General features: G+C 65.5%; 15 protein-coding genes and 1 pseudogene. 9 read left to right on the top strand and 7 right to left on the bottom strand.

Translation table 11 applies throughout. The features are described from left to right. Positions 1-65 precede the first annotated feature (65 nt). The 6 genes and pseudogenes from AWY79_RS08740 to aguB all read left to right on the top strand — a co-directional run bounded on the left by AWY79_RS08740 (position 66) and on the right by aguB (position 6,590). A complete protein-coding gene (locus AWY79_RS08740) occupies positions 66-1,598 on the top strand; it encodes an amidohydrolase (RefSeq protein ID WP_066802584.1) in 1,533 nt (510 codons plus the stop codon). 56 nt (positions 1,599-1,654) lie between these two features. Beyond that, positions 1,655-3,010, top strand: a complete 1,356-nt coding sequence (locus AWY79_RS08735; protein ID WP_066802582.1) for a putrescine aminotransferase — start codon at positions 1,655-1,657, stop codon at positions 3,008-3,010. A gap of 10 nt (positions 3,011-3,020) precedes the next feature. Beyond that, positions 3,021-4,502, top strand: a pseudogene (locus AWY79_RS08730) (aldehyde dehydrogenase family protein). 192 nt (positions 4,503-4,694) lie between these two features. After that, on the top strand, positions 4,695-4,853 hold the full coding sequence (locus tag AWY79_RS19335) for a hypothetical protein (RefSeq protein ID WP_233491032.1): 159 nt from the start codon (positions 4,695-4,697) through the stop codon (positions 4,851-4,853). A 57-nt stretch (positions 4,854-4,910) separates the two neighbouring features. Continuing rightward, positions 4,911-5,699, top strand: a complete 789-nt coding sequence (locus AWY79_RS08725) for an agmatine deiminase family protein (protein WP_233491031.1) — start codon at positions 4,911-4,913, stop codon at positions 5,697-5,699. A 9-nt stretch (positions 5,700-5,708) separates the two neighbouring features. Then, positions 5,709-6,590: an N-carbamoylputrescine amidase gene (gene aguB / locus AWY79_RS08720; protein WP_066802580.1), complete on the top strand. Its 882-nt coding sequence runs from the start codon at positions 5,709-5,711 to the stop codon at positions 6,588-6,590. 75 nt (positions 6,591-6,665) lie between these two features. Here aguB and AWY79_RS08715 read toward each other — a convergent pair whose 3' ends face one another. The 3 genes from AWY79_RS08715 to AWY79_RS08705 all read right to left on the bottom strand — a co-directional run bounded on the left by AWY79_RS08715 (position 6,666) and on the right by AWY79_RS08705 (position 11,452). After that, positions 6,666-7,952: a radical SAM/SPASM family putative metalloenzyme maturase gene (locus AWY79_RS08715; protein WP_233491030.1), complete on the bottom strand. Its 1,287-nt coding sequence runs from the start codon at positions 7,950-7,952 to the stop codon at positions 6,666-6,668. Between the two features lie 155 nt (positions 7,953-8,107). Further along, complete coding sequence (locus AWY79_RS08710; protein ID WP_066802577.1) at positions 8,108-8,434, bottom strand: thioredoxin family protein; 327 nt, start codon at positions 8,432-8,434, stop codon at positions 8,108-8,110. A 141-nt stretch (positions 8,435-8,575) separates the two neighbouring features. After that, the gene (locus AWY79_RS08705; RefSeq protein ID WP_233491029.1) at positions 8,576-11,452 is read right to left on the bottom strand and encodes a sigma 54-interacting transcriptional regulator; all 2,877 of its coding nucleotides are present in this window, start codon (positions 11,450-11,452) and stop codon (positions 8,576-8,578) included. A gap of 143 nt (positions 11,453-11,595) precedes the next feature. Between AWY79_RS08705 and AWY79_RS08700 the strand changes: the two genes are divergently transcribed. From AWY79_RS08700 to AWY79_RS08690, 3 genes are all read left to right on the top strand, one after another. Continuing rightward, the gene (locus AWY79_RS08700; protein ID WP_066802570.1) at positions 11,596-11,838 is read left to right on the top strand and encodes a hypothetical protein; all 243 of its coding nucleotides are present in this window, start codon (positions 11,596-11,598) and stop codon (positions 11,836-11,838) included. Between the two features lie 180 nt (positions 11,839-12,018). Next, complete coding sequence (locus AWY79_RS08695) at positions 12,019-12,405, top strand: response regulator (protein ID WP_066802568.1); 387 nt, start codon at positions 12,019-12,021, stop codon at positions 12,403-12,405. 113 nt (positions 12,406-12,518) lie between these two features. Then, positions 12,519-13,067 (top strand): peptidylprolyl isomerase, encoded by a 549-nt coding sequence (locus AWY79_RS08690; RefSeq protein ID WP_066802566.1) that lies wholly within the window; start codon positions 12,519-12,521, stop codon positions 13,065-13,067. A 257-nt stretch (positions 13,068-13,324) separates the two neighbouring features. On the opposite strand, the gene AWY79_RS08685 is transcribed toward AWY79_RS08690, so the two are convergent. The 4 genes from AWY79_RS08685 to AWY79_RS08670 all read right to left on the bottom strand — a co-directional run bounded on the left by AWY79_RS08685 (position 13,325) and on the right by AWY79_RS08670 (position 17,017). Next, positions 13,325-15,181, bottom strand: coding sequence for an AMP-binding protein (locus AWY79_RS08685; protein ID WP_066802564.1), 1,857 nt, complete (start codon positions 15,179-15,181; stop codon positions 13,325-13,327). A gap of 114 nt (positions 15,182-15,295) precedes the next feature. Beyond that, positions 15,296-15,985 carry an aspartate/glutamate racemase family protein gene (locus AWY79_RS08680; RefSeq protein ID WP_066802562.1) on the bottom strand — a complete coding sequence of 230 codons (690 nt, stop codon included), beginning with the start codon at positions 15,983-15,985 and terminating at the stop codon, positions 15,296-15,298. A 10-nt stretch (positions 15,986-15,995) separates the two neighbouring features. Next, the gene (locus tag AWY79_RS08675; protein ID WP_066802559.1) at positions 15,996-16,322 is read right to left on the bottom strand and encodes an AzlD domain-containing protein; all 327 of its coding nucleotides are present in this window, start codon (positions 16,320-16,322) and stop codon (positions 15,996-15,998) included. After that, positions 16,307-17,017 (bottom strand): AzlC family ABC transporter permease, encoded by a 711-nt coding sequence (locus AWY79_RS08670; RefSeq protein ID WP_066802557.1) that lies wholly within the window; start codon positions 17,015-17,017, stop codon positions 16,307-16,309. The genes AWY79_RS08675 and AWY79_RS08670 overlap by 16 nt, the downstream gene beginning before the upstream one ends. Between the last annotated feature and the right edge of the window lie 100 nt (positions 17,018-17,117).

Raw genomic sequence — 17,117 nt, 5'->3', positions numbered from 1 at the left:
TACCCGGCGGCCGGGGTGTTCAGCCCCGGCCGCCAGATTGGATCATGCAAGACGACTATCTCCTATTGAACGGCAATATCATCTCCATGGACGACCGGGACTCCCGGTTCGAGGCCATGGCAGTGAAAAACGGGCGCATCCACTCCGTCGGCTCCAACGCCGACATGGAACCGCTCGTCAAAGAAGGCTGGCCCGTCACAGACCTCGAAGGCCGGACCGTACTGCCCGGATTCATCGACTCCCACCAGCACCTCGGCCTCACCGGCCAGGTCCTGAACGGCATCGATTTCCTGGGCGTCAAAACGCTTGAGACCGTGTTCGAGAAGATCAGGGAGGCGGGCAAGACCGCCGAGCCGGGCCGCTGGGTCCTGGGCTACACCCTGAACGACACCTCGCTGAAGGAGAAGCGCCTCCCGCTCAAGGAGGAACTCGACGCCGTGTGCGCCGACAACCCGGTGATGATCGTCCATTCATCCTGGCACCTCTGCGCCCTGAACTCCCTGGCGCTCGAGATCCTCGATCCGCCCGCCGACCTGGCGGGCATGGACCTCGGCCCCGACAACAAGCCCACCGGACTGGTCCGCGACCCCGGCGCGCCCGATTTCGTCTTTCCCGCCGTCTCGACCCTGACTCCGTTCGAGGTCAAGATGGCCAGCTTCCGCAAGGCCTGCGAAGCGGCGATGAAACAGGGCATCACCACCCTGCACTGCCTGGAAGGCGGCGGCTTCGGCCCCGGCGACACCCGGCTGGTGCTGGAGAACCGCGACCGGTTCCCGCTCAACCTGGTGCTCTGGAACCAGGTCATGGACATCGAGGAGACCCTGGAACTGGGCCTGCCCCGCATCGGCGGCTGCATCTGCGCCGACGGGGCCATCGACGCCTACACCGCCGCCCTGTTCGAGCCGTACCTCGACCAGCCGAACAACTGCGGCACCCTGAACTTCACCCAGGCCCAAATGGACGAATTCATCCTGGCCGCCCACAAGGCCGGTCTCCAGGTGGCCATCCACTGCGAGACCGACCGCGCCATCGAGCAGGTGCTCTCGGCCATGGAGAAGGCCATCGCGGCCTTCCCGCGCGAGGATCACCGGCACCGTATCGAGCATTGCGAAATCCCCAACCGCGGCCAGCTCGAACGCATGGGCCGCGCGGGCATCATGGCGGGCATGCAGCCCGCGTTCATCCACTATCTGGTGGACATGGACGACTACGAGCTGCGCTTCGGCGCGGACCGGTTGCGCTGGATGCACCCCTACCGGACCATGCTCGACTGCGGCGTGGTCATGTGCGGCGGCTCGGATTGTCCGGTCACGCCCCACGGCCCGCTCCTCGGCATCCAGACCGCCGTGCTCCACCCCATTGCGGAGGAGCGGCTGACCCCGCTCGAAGCCATCCGCATGTTCACCATCGACGCCGCCTACAGCGCCTTTGACGAGGCCAATCGGGGCAGCATCGAACCGGGCAAGATCGCCGACCTGGTGGTCCTGTCCAAAGACCCGACCAAAGTGGCCCCGGAAGCCATCCGCGACATCAAGATCGTCAAGACGATCGTGGAGGGCAAGCCGGTGGACGATGCCAGGGACGGTCCCGCGGCCTAGACGGCCGTACCGACCGACCCTGCCCTGAATCGCCACCTGCAACACGGAGAAGTGCCATGACTCGTAATATCCAAGAAGCGTTTGAAGAAGCTATTGATTTCGTTAATATTATTAAAAAACCCGCCGGAACCGTCTCCCTGGAGGAGCGCCAGAAGGTCGCCAAGGAGACCGTGGAGAACTTCCGCGACTACATCAACAAGGGATTCCTGGAATACCGCAAGTCCGTGACCGAGGCGGGCGAGTTCGCGGTCACCGAATGGACCGGCCAGGGCTCGATCCTCAAGGACGCCCTGGACCGCGAATACATCGACATCCTCGGCGGCTTCGGCCTCTACAGCTACGGCATCCGCCATCCCCGGATCGTGGAGGCGGTCAAGGCCCAGCTCGACCGTTCGCCCCAGTATTCCCAGGAGATGCTCGACCCCCTGCGCGCCAAGCTCGCGCGGGTCATCGCCAAGCTCGCCCCCGGCGACATCCAGTACGGCTTCTTCGCCAACTCCGGCACCGAGGCCGTGGAAGGCGCCATGAAGCTGGCCAAGTTCTACACCGGCAAGAAGGGGTTCATCTCCATGCTCAAGGGGTTCCACGGCAAGACGCTGGGCTCCCTGTCGCTGATGGGCAAGAACGACTACCGCGCTCCGCTGCTGCCCCTGCTCGAAGGCATCCGCCACGTGGACTTCGGTGACGCGGAGGCCGTGGAATACGAACTGAAGCACGCCAAGGCCGTGGGCGACGAGATCGCGGCCGTGGTGGCCGAACCGATCCAGGGCGAGGCCGGGGCCATCGTTCCCCCGGACGACTACTGGCCTCGGCTGCGCGAAATCTGCGACAAGTACGACGTCCTGCTCATCGCCGACGAGGTCCAGACCGGGTTCGGCCGCACGGGCGAAATATTCGGCGTGGACCACTGGGACGTCCAGCCCGACATCATGTGCTTCGGCAAGGCGCTGGGCGGCGGCGTGGTCCCCATGTCCGGCTTCTTCTCCACCCCCAAGATCTGGGAGGTCATGGAGCCGAACCCGTTCATGCACACCACCACAACGGGCGGCAACCCCCTGGCCTGCGCCTCGGCCCTGGCCGCCATCACGGTCATGCACGAGGAGAACCTGCCCGCCCAGGCCGCCGAAAAGGGCGCGTACGTGACCAAACGGCTCCGGGAGCTGGGCGAACGCTACCCCGGCATTCTCCATGACGTCACCGGCATGGGGCTGCTCATCGGCATGCACTTCGTGGACGACGAGATCGGCTACCATGTGGCGTCCGGCCTGTTCGCGCGCGGCGTGGTCACGGCCGGAACCCTGACCAACGCCAAGTGCATCCGGTTCGAACCCGCACTGAACATTCCCTACGAGCTGTTGGACGAGGCCCTGAACAGAATGGAAGACGTCTTCAAATCGCTGAACGTGAGCTAGGAGGATTCCCATGAGCAACGACATGAAATTGTGGATCAACGGCCAGTGGACCGACGCCGCCGACGGCGCTCGCGTGGAAGTCGAGAACCCGGCCACCGGCGAGATTGTGGCCACCGTGGCCAAGGCCGGAGAAAAGGACGTCCTGCGCGCGGTGGAGGCGGCCAAGACCGCCTTCGAGGACGGGCGCTGGTCCGGCCTGACCCCGTCCGACCGTTCCGCCGCCCTGTGGAAGCTGGCCGACCTGCTTGAGGCGCGCATGGAGGAGTTCGCGCGCATCGAATCCGAGGACACGGGCAAGCCCTACGCCTTCCTCAGCCTCGGCGCGGACCTGCCGTTCTGCATCAACAACCTGCGCTTCTTCGCCGCCGCGGCGCGCGACACCTCCGGCCACCACGCGGGAGAATTCGCCCCCGGCTTCACCTCCATCTACCGCCGCGACCCGGTGGGTCCCGTGGGCCAGATCGCCCCCTGGAACTACCCCCTGCTCATGGGCGTGTGGAAGATCGGCCCGGCCCTGGCCGCGGGCTGCACCGCGGTGCTCAAACCGGCCACCCTGACCCCGCGCACCTCGCTCATGCTGGGCGAACTGACCGCCGAGGCGGGCATCCCCGACGGCGTGGTCAACGTGGTGGCGGGCAACGTGGGCAACCTGCTCACCTCGCACCCCGACATCCGCATGGTCAGCCTGACCGGCGCCACAGAAACCGGCAAGGCGGTCATGAAGTCCGCCGCCGACACGGTCAAGCGCGTGCATCTGGAGCTGGGCGGCAAGGCCCCCTGCCTGGTCTTCGACGACGCCGACATCGACCTGGTGGCCGAGAAGCTCTCGGTGGCCGCCTTCTGCAACTCCGGACAGGACTGCACCGCCGCCACCCGCATCATCTGTCACGAATCCATCAAGGACCAGGTCTGCGAGGCCATGACCAAGGCCATGAACGCGGTGGTCGTGGGCGACCCCTTCGCCCCGGACACCATGATGGGCTCCATGATCTCCGGCCGTCACCTGGAGATGGTCGCGGGCTTCGTGGACCGCGCCAGAAAGGACGGCGCGTCCGTGCTCTGCGGCGGCGAGACCCTCGACCGCGCCGGGCATTTCTACAAGCCCACGGTCATCACCGACGTGCGCCAGGATTCCGAGATCGTCCAGCAGGAGGTCTTCGGCCCGGTGGTCCAGTCTCTCAGCGAGCCGAGGTCTGTCGCGTCTTCGGCCCGGTGATCACGGTCCAGTCCTTCAAGGACGAAGCCGAGGCCATCGCGCATGGGCAACGACGTGGTCTTTCCGGTCCTGGCCTCCTCGGTCTTTCATCCGCGGGACGTGGCCCGCACCATGCTGGCGATCGCAAACGGCCTTGGAGATTCGGGAACGGTCTGGGTTAACGACCACCTGCCGCTGGCGTCGGAGACCCCGCACGGCGGCTTCAAGCAGTCCGGTTTCGGCATCAGGATTTGTCCGCCGAGGCGGTCGGTGATTACCTGGTCACGAAACATGTGATGATCAACACGGCCGTTTAAGGTACGGTCGGACGAAACGACAACCAACCCTGCACAGGCAGGAAGAGGAACAATGGCCACACTCCCGTATCCCCCATCCGCGTCCCCCGGTCCGCGCACCGGGCCTGCGCACGGGCTGTTCATGCCCGGGCCGAATGATCGCCGAGCACGAGGCCACCTGGATGATCTGGCCTTGCAAGCCCTCGGCCTGGCCGTTTGCGGCATGGACCGGCCCCGGCTGGCCTTTGCCGAGGTGGCCAAGGCCATCAGCCGGTTCGAGCCCGTATACATGATTCTCTCTCTCGTCCCGAGCTGCTGGACCAGGCCGCCGCCATGTGCGGCGACGCCGTGACCCTGGTGCCCATGAGAGCGCCGCGATTCCTGGTCCCGCGACTCGGCCCCCACCTTCGTGGTGGACGGCAAGCGGCGGCGTGGCGCGTGGCTGCTCGTGGTGGACGGCAAGGGCGGCGTGGCCGGAGTGGACTGGGTCTTCAACGACTGGGGCCACATCGCCCGCTACGAGGGCGGCTACGACGAGGCCATGGCCCTGATGGTCCTGGAGCACCTCAAGATGCGCCGGTACGCCGCGCCCTGCATCATCGAGGGCGGCGGCATCCATGCCGACGGCGAGGGCACGCTCCTGACCACCGAGCAGGTCCAGTTCGACCCCAGGCGCAACGCGGGCTTCACGAGACAGGACTTCGAGGACCTGTTCGCCGCCTACCTGGGCGTGGAGAAGACCGTCTGGCTCGGCAACGGGCTGGAGGACGACGAGACCAACGGCCACGTGGACATCCTGGCCTGCTTCGCGCGGCCCGGCGTGGTCATGGTCCACGACTGCACCGATCCCGACGACCCCAACTTCCAGGTGTCGCAGGACGCGATCAAGCGCCTGGAAGCGGCCAAAGACGCCAAGGGCCGGTCCTTCGAGATCCTCCGCATGCCCCAGCCCACCCCCCGGTACAACGGGGACTGGCGCATGGACCTGAGCTACATCAACTTCTACATCGCCAACAACGGCATCGTCATGTCGTCCTTCGACGACCCCATGGACGAGACCGCCTTCAGGCTGATGTGCGAAGCGTTCCCGGGTCACGAGGTGATCCAGCTCCCGAGCCTGGACATCTTCGCCGGGGGCGGCGGCATCCACTGCATCACCCAGCAGCAACCCAAGGGCGCTCCCCTGCCCGTGTTCTAGGAGCAACGAATGACCAAGACCACCCTGGCCGTCACCCAGATGGCCTGCACCGACGACCTTGCGGCCAACGTGGACCGGGCCGAAGCCCTGGTCCGCGAAGCGGCCTCCCTGGGCGGCCAGATCATCCTGCTTCAGGAGCTGTTCGAAGGGCCGTACTTCTGCAAGAAGCAGAAACTCGAGTACTTCTCCCTGGCGCACGAGGCCTCCCTCGACGACCCCCTGCTGGCCCGTTTTTCGGCGCTGGCCAGGGAGCTCGGCGTGGTCCTGCCCGTGTCCTTCTTCGAGCGCGCGGGCAAGGCGTTCTACAACTCCGTGGCCATGATGGACGCGGACGGAACCATGCTTGGCCTGTACCGCAAGACCCACATCCCCCAGGGGCCGGGCTACGAGGAGAAGTACTACTTCAATCCCGGCGACACCGGCTTCAAGGTCTGGGAAACCGCCTTCGGCAACGTCGGGGTGGGCATCTGCTGGGACCAGTGGTACCCGGAGGCGGCCCGCTCCATGGCCCTGCTCGGCGCGGACGTGCTCCTCTACCCCACGGCCATCGGCAGTGAACCGACCATGCCCGACTGCGACTCCATGCCCCACTGGCGGCGCACGCAGCAGGGCCACGCGGCGGCCAACATCCTGCCGGTCTGCGCCTCCAACCGGATCGGCACCGAGACCGACGACGACGTGACCATGACCTTCTACGGCTCGTCCTTCATCACCGACCCCATGGGCGAGCTGGTGGCGGACGCGGACCGCGCCACCCAGGCCGTGCTCACGGCCGAGGCGGATTTCGAGGAGATCCGAAACTTCCGCGCGGGCTGGGGGTTCTTCCGCGACCGCAGGCCAAGGCACTACTGGCCGGTCATGACCCTGGACGGCGAGACCTTCGCGGACTAGGCAGACCACCACGACGAAAAAAAGGGACGCGCGGCCAGGCCGTGCGTCCCTTTTCTTCTGCCGGAGTGATCCCGCCTACAGCAGGCATTGCAGCCCGCCCATGCACCACAGGCAGTGGCCGCAAGGGATGGTCGCCCCCAAACAATCGGCCTCGAATTCGTAGGGCGCGCCCTTGATGTCGTCACAGGGCACGAAGGGACAATTGGAGCAGTAGGGATACTCGTAGCGCAGCACCTGGGCGCGGAAATCGGCGTAGGGACCGTCCCGCCAGATATCCAGCAGGTCCCGCTCCTGGATGTTGCCGAAGAGCCAGGGGCGAATGAGCTTGTCTCCGCCGTCCAGGTGGCAGGTATAGCCGTGCCACAAAAACTGGCACGGGCTGACGTCACCGAGCGAGGTGACGAAGGTTGCGCCCTCCTCAACGAAGTGGCAGCGCCGCTCGTCGTGCGCCTTGAGGGGCGGCAGCCGCAGCTCGATGCCGGAGCGGTCCGCCGCGCGCCGGGCCGCCTCGAACAGGGCCTGTAGCTTCTTCTCCGCCCCGCCGCGATTGCGCAGGTCCCATTCCAGCAGCCGGGGCAGATGGACCCACACGCCCGTCTCCCGGGCCTCGTTCAGCAGCCCCTTGACCAGCTCATGCAGCCGTTTTTCGCGGTCGGTCTTGATGAATTTCCAGGCCACGCCGTGCTGTGCATGAAAATCGAGTCCCTCGGCCCGAGCCTTTTCCTGCCACTTCTCGAACAGGGCCGTGGCCGCCGGAGTGTTGGGATTGAACAGGGACTGGGACTCCATGTTCCTGTTGTAGGCCAGGACGTGGGACACGATGGCGAACTGCGCGCCCAGCCCGGCCGCCCAGCGGATGACCTTGTCCAACTGGTCGGCGGTGTCGCGCATGAGCACGAACTCCACGCCGAGGCGCAGGGTTTTGCCGTGTCGACGCCCGGCCTCGTCCAGAAAGCGCAGGGCCAGGGCCAGCCGATCCGCGCCGTTGCGGCCGTGCAGCTCTCCCCCGCCCGTGGGCCCGGTCTCCAGGGTGTCCACCGAGATGCAGAAGGTATCCACCCCGGCCCGCACCAGGCTGTCGGCCAGTTTTTCGGTCACCAGCAGCCCGTTGGTCTGGAAGCCGATCCAGCCCGATTCGGGCATGACCTTTCGGGCGAACTCGGCCATGCCCACCAGGTCGGGATTGAGGAGCGGCTCGCCGATGCCGTTCAGGATCAACGTCTCGCAATGGGCCAGGGACGGGCCGAGCCGCTTGAAGGCGGCGAGGTCCAGGTCGGCCTCCTGGATGTTGCTCCCGGGAGCGGATTTGACGCACATGGAGCAGCGCAGGTTGCACCGGGTGGTCACCTCAACCTGGAGCATTGCGGGGTGGGACTGTTCAGGGGGTCGGACGGCCTCTGCGGGCCGCTGCAAAAGAGTATTCATCGGTATTGGTTTCCATCGGCAAGTTGCCGAAGGAGTCTTTTAGGGGAAAAACAGCCGGGAGTCGAGTCCCCGCGCAAGAGGTGGAGCGGACCTTACCGGCTCAGCCCGTCGCGCACGAAATCGTCCAGGGTGGCGCGGTCGGATTCGCCGATCAGCCGGTTGACTTCTCGGCCCATGCTGAAGAGCAGGAAGGTCGGCGTGCCCTGCACCGAGAACCGCTCGGTGGCGGTGTCCAGGTAGTCGCTGTTGTACAGAAAACAGCGCACGGACTTGCCGTAATCCCGGCAGGCGTCCTCCAGCACTTCAAGCTGGGTGGGGTAACGCTCGTTCCGTTTGAGGAACGCCACCAAAAGCGGCGCTCTCCCGTCCTGGATCTCAACATCTATGGCTTGCGGCTCTATGGTCTTGACCGTCTTCATTGCTTTGCTCCCGCCCGGTCCGGTCGGCCTTCGCCCGTGATTCCGAACCGCTTTCATGGCCGCAACATAGCAGGGCAACGACCGCGTTGCATCAGATCAACACGTTATAACGGTTATAAATTTATCCGGAAACAGGAAGAGTTACGGCTCGATGCCCCAGGACCTGAGCTTGCGGTAGAGGGTGGCCCGATGGATGCCCAGCCTGCGCGCGGCCAATGCCTTGTTGCCCGCGCACTGGTCGAGCACCGACAGAATGTCTTCCCGGCCGGGCCGACGCGCCGTGAACGGGCCGGGGGCCGGTTCCGGGGTTTGCGGCTGGAAGACGGGCTGCGCGGGCAGGCCCGCCATCTGCTCCACCAGATCCTTGCGGATGTGCTTCAGCTCGATGATCTTGCCGGGCGAGAGGATGCAGGCGTGCTCCAGGGCGTGCTTCAGCTCCCGGACGTTGCCCGGCCAGGAGTAGCTCAGGAAGAGGTCCATGACCTCCGGGGAGACCCCCTCGAAATGCTTGCCGAAATTGTCGGAGAATATGGCCAGGAAGTGGTCGGTGAGCAGGGAGATGTCCGCCTGGCGGTCGCGCAGTGACGGCAGGTACACGGGCATGACGTTCAGCCGGTAGTACAGGTCCTCGCGAAAGGAGCCGCGCCGCACGGACTCGCGCAGGTCCACGTTGGTGGCCGCGATGATCCGCACGTCCGCGGTGTAGGTCCTGGACTCGCCCACCCGCTCGTATTCCTTCTGCTCCAGGAAGCGCAGCAGCTTGAGCTGGAGCATGGGGGAGATGTCGCCGATCTCGTCCAGGAACAGGGTCCCGCCCTGGGCCGCCTGGATGCGCCCGATCTTGTCCCGCACCGCGCCCGTGAACGCTCCGCGCACGTGGCCGAAGAGCTCGCTCTCCAGCAAACTCTCGGACAGGGCCGAGCAGTTGACCTTGACCAGCGGCTTGCCCGCGCGCGGCCCGCCGTAGTGCAGGGCCTCGGCGGCCAGCTCCTTGCCGGTGCCGGATTCGCCCAGGATGAGCACGATGGAGTCCAGGGAGGAGAGCTGCTCCAGCAGCTGATAGATGTCCTGCATGGCCGTGCTGCGGCCCACGATGCCCCGAAAGCCGTGCCGCTGCTGCAACTGCTTCTCCAGGTCCGCGATGTGGGAGATGTCGCGGACCACCAGGACCGCGCCCACATGGCCGCCGTCGCCGCCCACCAGGGGCGAGCAGTTGATCTCGACCATGCGCTCGCCCAGGGCCGGGGTCTTCAGTTCGATCTCGTAACCGCGCACCGGCTTGTCGGTCTTGAGGACCTGACGCACCACCTGGACGCACGGGTTGCCCTCGCCCTCCACCACCTCTTCCAGCCGCTGGCCCCGCGAGCGGCCCGGCTCCAGTCCGAGCAGGTTCTCGGCCGCGCTGTTGGTGGCGATGATCGACAGGGAGGAATCCACGGTCAGGATGGCGTCCGGGATGGAGGCGAAGGTGGCCTCCAGGTTCACCCGGTACTGCTCCTTCTCCCTCGTGGCCAGGGCCAGCGCCCGCTCCGCACCCTTGTGCTCGGTCACGTCCCGGCCCACGGCCTGGATCTCCACGACCATGTTCCGGTCGCTCAGAATCGCCCGGTGGGTCCAGGCTATCCAGCGCTCCTCGCCATCGGACCGCAGCTGGAGCACCTCCCGCTCCAGCGCCGGGCTGGACTGGTCGAACCGCTCCAGCCATTCGGTCAGCACGCGGCGTTCCATGGACCCCAGGGAGGCAAAGAAGTCGCGGCCGAGCATGTCCTCCTCGTCCCGGCCCAGGAACCGCTCGTAGGCGTTGTTCACGAAGGTCAGGCCGCCGTCCGGCGCGTAGCGGCAGATCAGCTCGGTCTGGTCCTCGACCACGGCCCGGTAGAGCCGCGCGCCCTCGCGCAACGCCTCCTCCACGATCTTGCGCCGGGAGATGTCCTGGGCGTAGAGGATGGTCACCTCGCGCCCCGCGTTGTTGAAATAGCTCAGGGAGAGCTCCACCGGAAAGGAGGAACCGTTGCGCCGCTTGAGGTAGTCGTAGGACACCCGCTCGCCGCCGTGGGCCATGGCGCTGGCAAGCTGCTCGGGATGGGCCGCCAGGCTTTGGATGGAAATGCCGCGCATCTCGCCAGGCTCATACCCCAGGGAGCGGGCCGCCGCGTCGTTGCATTCGATGACCGTCCCCTTGTTGCGGTCCACCAGGATGATGGCGTCCGACGCCCCGGCGAACACGCTGCGGTACTGCTTCTCGCTCTCGGCCAGCCCGGCCTCGGTGCGCCGCTTGGCGGTGATGTCGCGCAGGTTCGCCTGGAACCCCGCCAGCCCGTCGTCCAGGGCCACCGGCCGGACCCAGGTCTCCAGGACCATGCCGGAGCGGTGCTCCTCCAGCCGCGCGGGCTCGCCCGTGGTGCGCGCCTTGGCGATGGCCCCCTCGTGCAGCTTGGCCGCCGGGTCGGGAAAGAGCGACGGATACGGCCGGCCCACCGGGTCCCCGGCGTCCGCGCGCAGCATCTCGCCGGTCGGACCGCTGTATTCGAGAACCCGCGCCTCCGCGTCCAGGAGAAAGACCAACCCCTCGTCCGCGTCGAGCATGGATTGCAGATAGGCGCGTGTCCGGGACAGCACGGCCTCCTGCTCGACCACCTGCCTGCGCAGCCCGTTCTCGGTCAGGCCGAGCCGGACCAGCATCTCCAGCTGGGACCGGTTCACGGGCTTCTGGATGTAGGCCATGGCCCCGCAGTTCCGGGCCAGCCGTCCGGGGTTGTCGGTGGAGGCGCCGATGAGCAGGATCACCGGCGTGACCAGCCCCAGCCGCACGCCCTCGTGCACCAGACCGCCGCCGTCCTCGTCCTCGCCGTGGGCGGCCAGCACCAGGTCCGGGCCGGACCGGGCCATGAGCGCGGCTGCGGACGCCGGGCTGGAGGCGGTCTCCACCCGGTATCCCCTGGCTTCGAGGATCTCCTGGATCAGATTGCGTATGGAGGCGTCGCCGTCGGCAACGAGAATGGTCGAACTCACCGGCATATCTCCTGAGATCACCCATACATCACTTGTCCGCCGAAAACCAGCCCCACGCACTTCGGAACGGTTTTCCTCTGTTCATTTATCTTTTCACAGTGTATAGGCAAGCCGTGGAGGATTCCTTTCCATCTTACCAGGAGGAGCGTATGTCATCGTTTACTGAAGCCGACCTGCCCACTGACGTCCACCATGGAGAAATGATCACTCTCGGTGACGGGACCACGGTCCGGTTCGAATCCAACGGCGAAGCCAAAAACATCATGGTCAACGACGGGTTCGAGCCCGCGTGTACCCTGTTCCCCGGCAACGACTACACTGTCCAGACCAGCCAGGGCAGCTACAAGATCACCTGTGAATTCGGTGATTCCATGCACGTCGAAAAGATTTAGGTTTCGGGCCGCGCCCGCCTCGCGCCCGGCGCGGGACGGACGCGGCCGCACCCGACCCGGCATCGAGTTATTTTTTTTGCCCCGACGAGCGGCTGCGTGGTGACGCGAACTTGAATTTTTGCTAATTTCCAGGTTACAGGGTCCCATCACTGCTCAGTTGCTCGAAAAAGGGGAGCTTTCATGGCCAAGATTCTCATTGCCGAAGATGACAGGATTTCCCAGAAACTCGCGGTCAAGATCGTCGAGGAATTGGGGCACAGCGCCTATGTCAGCCCGCACGGAAAGCACGCCTACGAAGCCCTCATGGCCAGCAACGACTTCGATCTGCTCCTGACCGACATCATGATGCCCGAGATGGACGGCCAGCAGCTCATCAAGACCCTGCGCGGCGACCAGCAGTTCGACGCCCTGCCGATCATCATCATGTCCGCCGTGGTCGGGCTGAACGACATCTCCAACCTGCTCAAGCTCGGCGCCACCCTGTTCCTGGCCAAGCCCCTGGACCGCCAGGAACTGCAGAACTACATCACTCGCTGCATCGGCTGCCACAAGTCCTGCCGGAACTGATCCTCAAAACCGCTTCGCAGCCTCGCGCCCGCTTTCCTTCAACTGGGAAAACGGCTACATCCTTGTGCACGTCACCCCGCAAGGGGCCAACCGCAACCATCCAAGGGAGTATCATGAAGACCCTGCTGAACACCCTGCTCGCCTGCGCGCTGCTGGTCCTGCTCATCTGCCCCGCAGTCCAGGCCGCCGACCTGGAAAACACCCTGTACCTGGAACTCAAGGACGGCCGCGTGGTCATCGAGATGCGCCCGGACCTGGCCCCGGCCCACGTGGCCCGGATCAAGGAACTCGCGCGCATGAAATTCTACGACGGTATCGTCTTCCACCGGGTCATAGACGGGTTCATGGCCCAGACCGGCGACCCCACCGGCACCGGCCGGGGCGGCTCCGGCAAGCATCTGCCGCAGGAGTTTTCCGAGGCCCCCTTTGATCGCGGCACCGTGGGCATGGCCCGCGCCGCCGCGCCGGACAGCGCCGACAGCCAGTTCTTCATCTGCTTCGCGCCCGCCCATTTCCTCGACGGCGACTACACCGTCTGGGGACAGGTCACCTCGGGCATGGAGTACGTGGACAAGATCAAGAAGGGCAGCGGCCAGAACGGCCTGGTCCGCGACCCCGACAAGATCATCACCCTCCGCGTCGCCGCCGACGTGCAGGAATAGAGAGGCCTCCCCTTCCCCCGAACCCCCATCCCCTCCTTTTCCCAAACTTTTCGGGTCGCTTCGCGAAGGGTGTAGGTCAAGGGAAGTGGTGGCGCCGCGCGGGATAATTGCATGAAAAACGGCCTTCGGTTCTTTACTGAACCGAAGGCCGTTTCATTTCCTCAATCCCTTGGAGCGAATCGGGTGCTCCGGCACCCGGCAGCGGCTCTCTTCCCCATGCTTGAAATGAGCGTGGGAGAATGCGCCGTCGCAAGCCGCTATTTTTCCAAATACAAAAACCGCTTGATTTTTTGGGTGGGCGTCTTCTCGAACGGGTCCATCTGCTCCACCACCCGATGCAGCCGGGCAAAGGTCGAGACCTTGGAGTTGACCTCCTTGCGGATGTCCTCCAGGAGCTTCAGGACCTTGTCGCGCACCTCGGACTCGATCAGCTTCTTGACGTCGAAGGCCTCGTCCAGGGCCTCGTAATTGAGGTGGATGCGGGCCATGAGCTGGCCGCCGGTCTCGTACACCAGGGATTCCTGGACGTAGTCGTTGGCGTTGATGATGGACTCCACCTCTTCGGGGTAGATGTTCTCGCCGCTGGGGCCGATGATGACGTTCTTGAGCCGTCCCTTGAGATACAGGTAGCCGTCCTTGAACACGCCGAGGTCGCCGGTTCTGAGCCAGCCGTCCTCGGTGAAGGTGTCGCGGGTGTCGTTGGGGGCCTTGTAGTACTCGCGCATGATGTTCGGGCCTTTGGCCAGGACCTCGCCCTCGCCCGTTTCCGGGTCCGGGTCGGCGATCATCAGCTCCACCCCCGGCAGGGCCGGGCCGATGGCCCTGATCCGCTGGCTGTCCGGGTTGATCCCGGCGAGCAGCGGCGAGGCCTCGGTCATGCCGTACCCCTTGGCATAGGGCACCTTGGCGTCGAGCAGGAACAGCTCCACCTCAGGAGACAGGGGCGCGCCGCCGATGCACAGGCAGCGCAGGTCGCCGCCGAACGCCTCGATGAGCTTCTTGCCCGCCACCTGGGAGAGCTTGCGCCGGGTCAGGCCGATCTTCATCAGGCCGCGCGCCACGCCGGAGCCGGTCAGCTTCTTCTTGATCCGGTTCTTGTAGATTTTCTCGATGATCAGCGGGACCACGTTCATGACCGTGGGCCGGACCTTCTGCATGGCGGGCAGCAGGGTCTTCGGGGTCGGCGGCTTCTGCAGGTAGAAGACCGCGCTGCCGCTGTAGATCGGCACGATCAGCCCCACGGTGCATTCGTAGGTGTGGGCCATGGGCAGCACGGACAGGAACCGGTCGGTCTCGAAAACCGGGATGGTGTGGATGCCGGAAATGGTGTTCTGGACCAGGTTCCGGTGGGTCAGGACCACGCCCTTGGAGTGGCCGGTGGTGCCGGAGGTGTAGAGGATGGCCGCCACGTTGTCCTCGGTGAGCTCGAACGGCTTGCCCGTCTTCCAGTCGATGAACCGGCGGGCCGAGGCGCTGAACCAGTCCACGGTGTCCTTGTAGGTGTCGCTCAGCTTCTCCACCTTCTCGCGGGCGGTCTCGCTGAATTTGTTCATCCGCTCCTTGGCGGAGTCCGAGAGCTTGTCGCGGGCCGCGCCGCCCAGGTTCTCCAGCCGGTCCCGAGCCGCCTCGCTGAACTGCTCGATGCGCTCGCGGGCGGTGTCCAGGGCCTCGCGGTACGGCGTGGGCGCGCCCTCCTCGTTGGCGATGGAGAAGTCGTCCATGACCATGATGGTCTCGAGGTTGGGAAAGTTTTCGCCCTCGACCTTGTCCATGTACCGCCGGGAGGCCACGACCATCTTGGCCTCGGAGTGGCGCAGGATGTGCTGCACGGCGCTGGGATGAAATTCCTGGAGGATGGGCACCACCACGGCGCCCATGGTGGTCACCGCGAAATAGGTGATCGCCCAGTTGGGCATGTTCTCGCTGATGATCGCGACCTTGTCCTCGGGCTTGATGCCGTGGCCACGGAGCACGGTCTGGAGATCGTGCACCTGCTCGCCGAACTGGGCATAGGTCATGGGCTGGCCGTCCACGAACCCGAGGGCCGTACGTTCGGCAAAGACTTCCACGGACCTGGCCAACAGGTCCTTCAACGTCAATACGGTATCGCTCACACACCCTCCCAGATGATTACGCGACAACAGGAAACGCACCCTCGGTGCGCCCAATGGCATATCATGTTACGGGCGGGGGTCAAGCCCGCTTTGACGAAGCCGCGCGGTGCGGCGTCAGGAGAGGGCCGCGTCCACCGCCTTGCGGGCGTGGATCAGGCAGGTGTCGAGCGTCGGAACGTCCGTGTCGCCGGGCCGGACCAGCAGGCCGATCTCGGTGCAGCCGAGGATGACCGCCTCGGCCCCGCGCGCGGCCAATGCGTCGATGATGCGCAGGAACTCGGCGCGCGAACCGTCCAGGAAAGATCCCTTGCACAGCTCCTCGAAGATGACCCGGTCCACGATCCTGCGGTCCCCGGCCTCCGGGACCAGGACCTCGAAACCCAGGCTTTCGAGGCGGCCAACGTAGAAGTCGTCCTCCATGGTGAACACCGTGCCGAGCAGGGCCACCTTCGAGAAGCCGCGCCTGCGCGCCTCCTCGGCCGTGGCGTCGGCGATGTGGATGAGCGGCACGGACACACCCCCGGCCACCCGGTCGGCGACCTTGTGCATGGTGTTGGTGCCGATGACCATGAGGTCCGCCCCGGCCCGCTCCAGCACCCCGGCCGCCGCGCCCAGGCGGTCGCCGATAGCGTCCCAGTCGCCCGCGCACATGAGGTCGCGCAGCTCCTGGAACTCCAGGCTGTTCATCAGGATCTTCGCCGAATGCAGCCCGCCGAGCCGCTCCTTCACCGCCTGGTTCATGGCCCGGTAGTATTCGAGGGAGGACTCCCAGCTCATGCCGCCGAGCAAGCCGATGGTCTTCATGTCGCGTCTCCTATCCGAAAAAGTACCGGCCTGCGGCCACCAGCGCCATGCCCAGGGCCACGGTGCCGAAGAAGGACTTGGTCCGCCAGGCCAGCAGGAAGGCGGGGACGGCGGCCCACAGGAAGTAGTTGGACGGGGTGACGTCGAACTGCCCGTCCTTGAGCAGCAAGGCCGGGAAGAGCATGGAGGCCAGGACCGCGGCGGGCACGTAGGACAGCCAGCGGACAACGGGCTCGGGCAGGGTCCGGGAGGCCAGGGCCACCAGCGGGACCATGCGCGGGATATAGGTCACGGCGAGCATGCCGACGATAGTCAGAAAGACTATTTTTTGGTCCATGATTCCACTCCCGCGCCAAAGGTTGCGCCGATGACCGTGGCCAGGATCACGGACCACTGGTCCGCGCCCGCCTTGATCAGGATGATGGCGGTCAGGCCGCTGAACCCGGCCACCAGGACGTGCAGGCCGTTCTTCATCTGCATGACCAGCAGGGCGATGAACATGGCGGGCAGGGCGTAGTCGATGCCGAGCGGCTCGACGCTGGGGATGGACGCCCCGGCCAGAAAGCCCGCGAAGGAGGCCACTATCCAGGAGACCTGGGCGATGGCGTTGATGCCGAAACAGGTGGTCTTGTTCAGGTCCCCGCGCGCGAAGCGGACCGAGTGCACGGCAAAGGACTCGTCCGTGATCTCGTAGGCGAACACGGCCAGCTCCCACTTGTTCCAGCTCTTGAGGTTCGGGGCCAGCGACGCCGACATGAGCATGTGGCGCAGGTTGACCACGAAGGTGGTGGCGATGATCGACACCGGGGTCACCCCGCCCGCGAACAGGGCCACGGCGATGAGCTGCGCCGACCCGGCGTAGACCAGGATGGACATGAGCACGGTGTTGAGCATGGAAAGCCCGGCCTGCTGGGCCAGGACCCCGTAGGCGGCACCCACGGGCAGGTAGCCCATGACGATGGGCGCCACCTGCCTGGCGGCGGCCATCATCGGGGAGCCGGATTTTTCTCCGGCAACGGCGTCGATGGTCATGACGAGCGTCTCTCTGAGCGTTTTTCGGGCCATGGCCCGGTTAATCTGATGTATCCACGGCTTGCAGTAAAGCCAAAAATCTGCAATCGGTACAGACACA

This window comes from Pseudodesulfovibrio indicus (assembly GCF_001563225.1).
Classification (GTDB): domain Bacteria; phylum Desulfobacterota; class Desulfovibrionia; order Desulfovibrionales; family Desulfovibrionaceae; genus Pseudodesulfovibrio; species Pseudodesulfovibrio indicus.
This window is presented reverse-complemented; position numbering and strand designations above follow the sequence as displayed.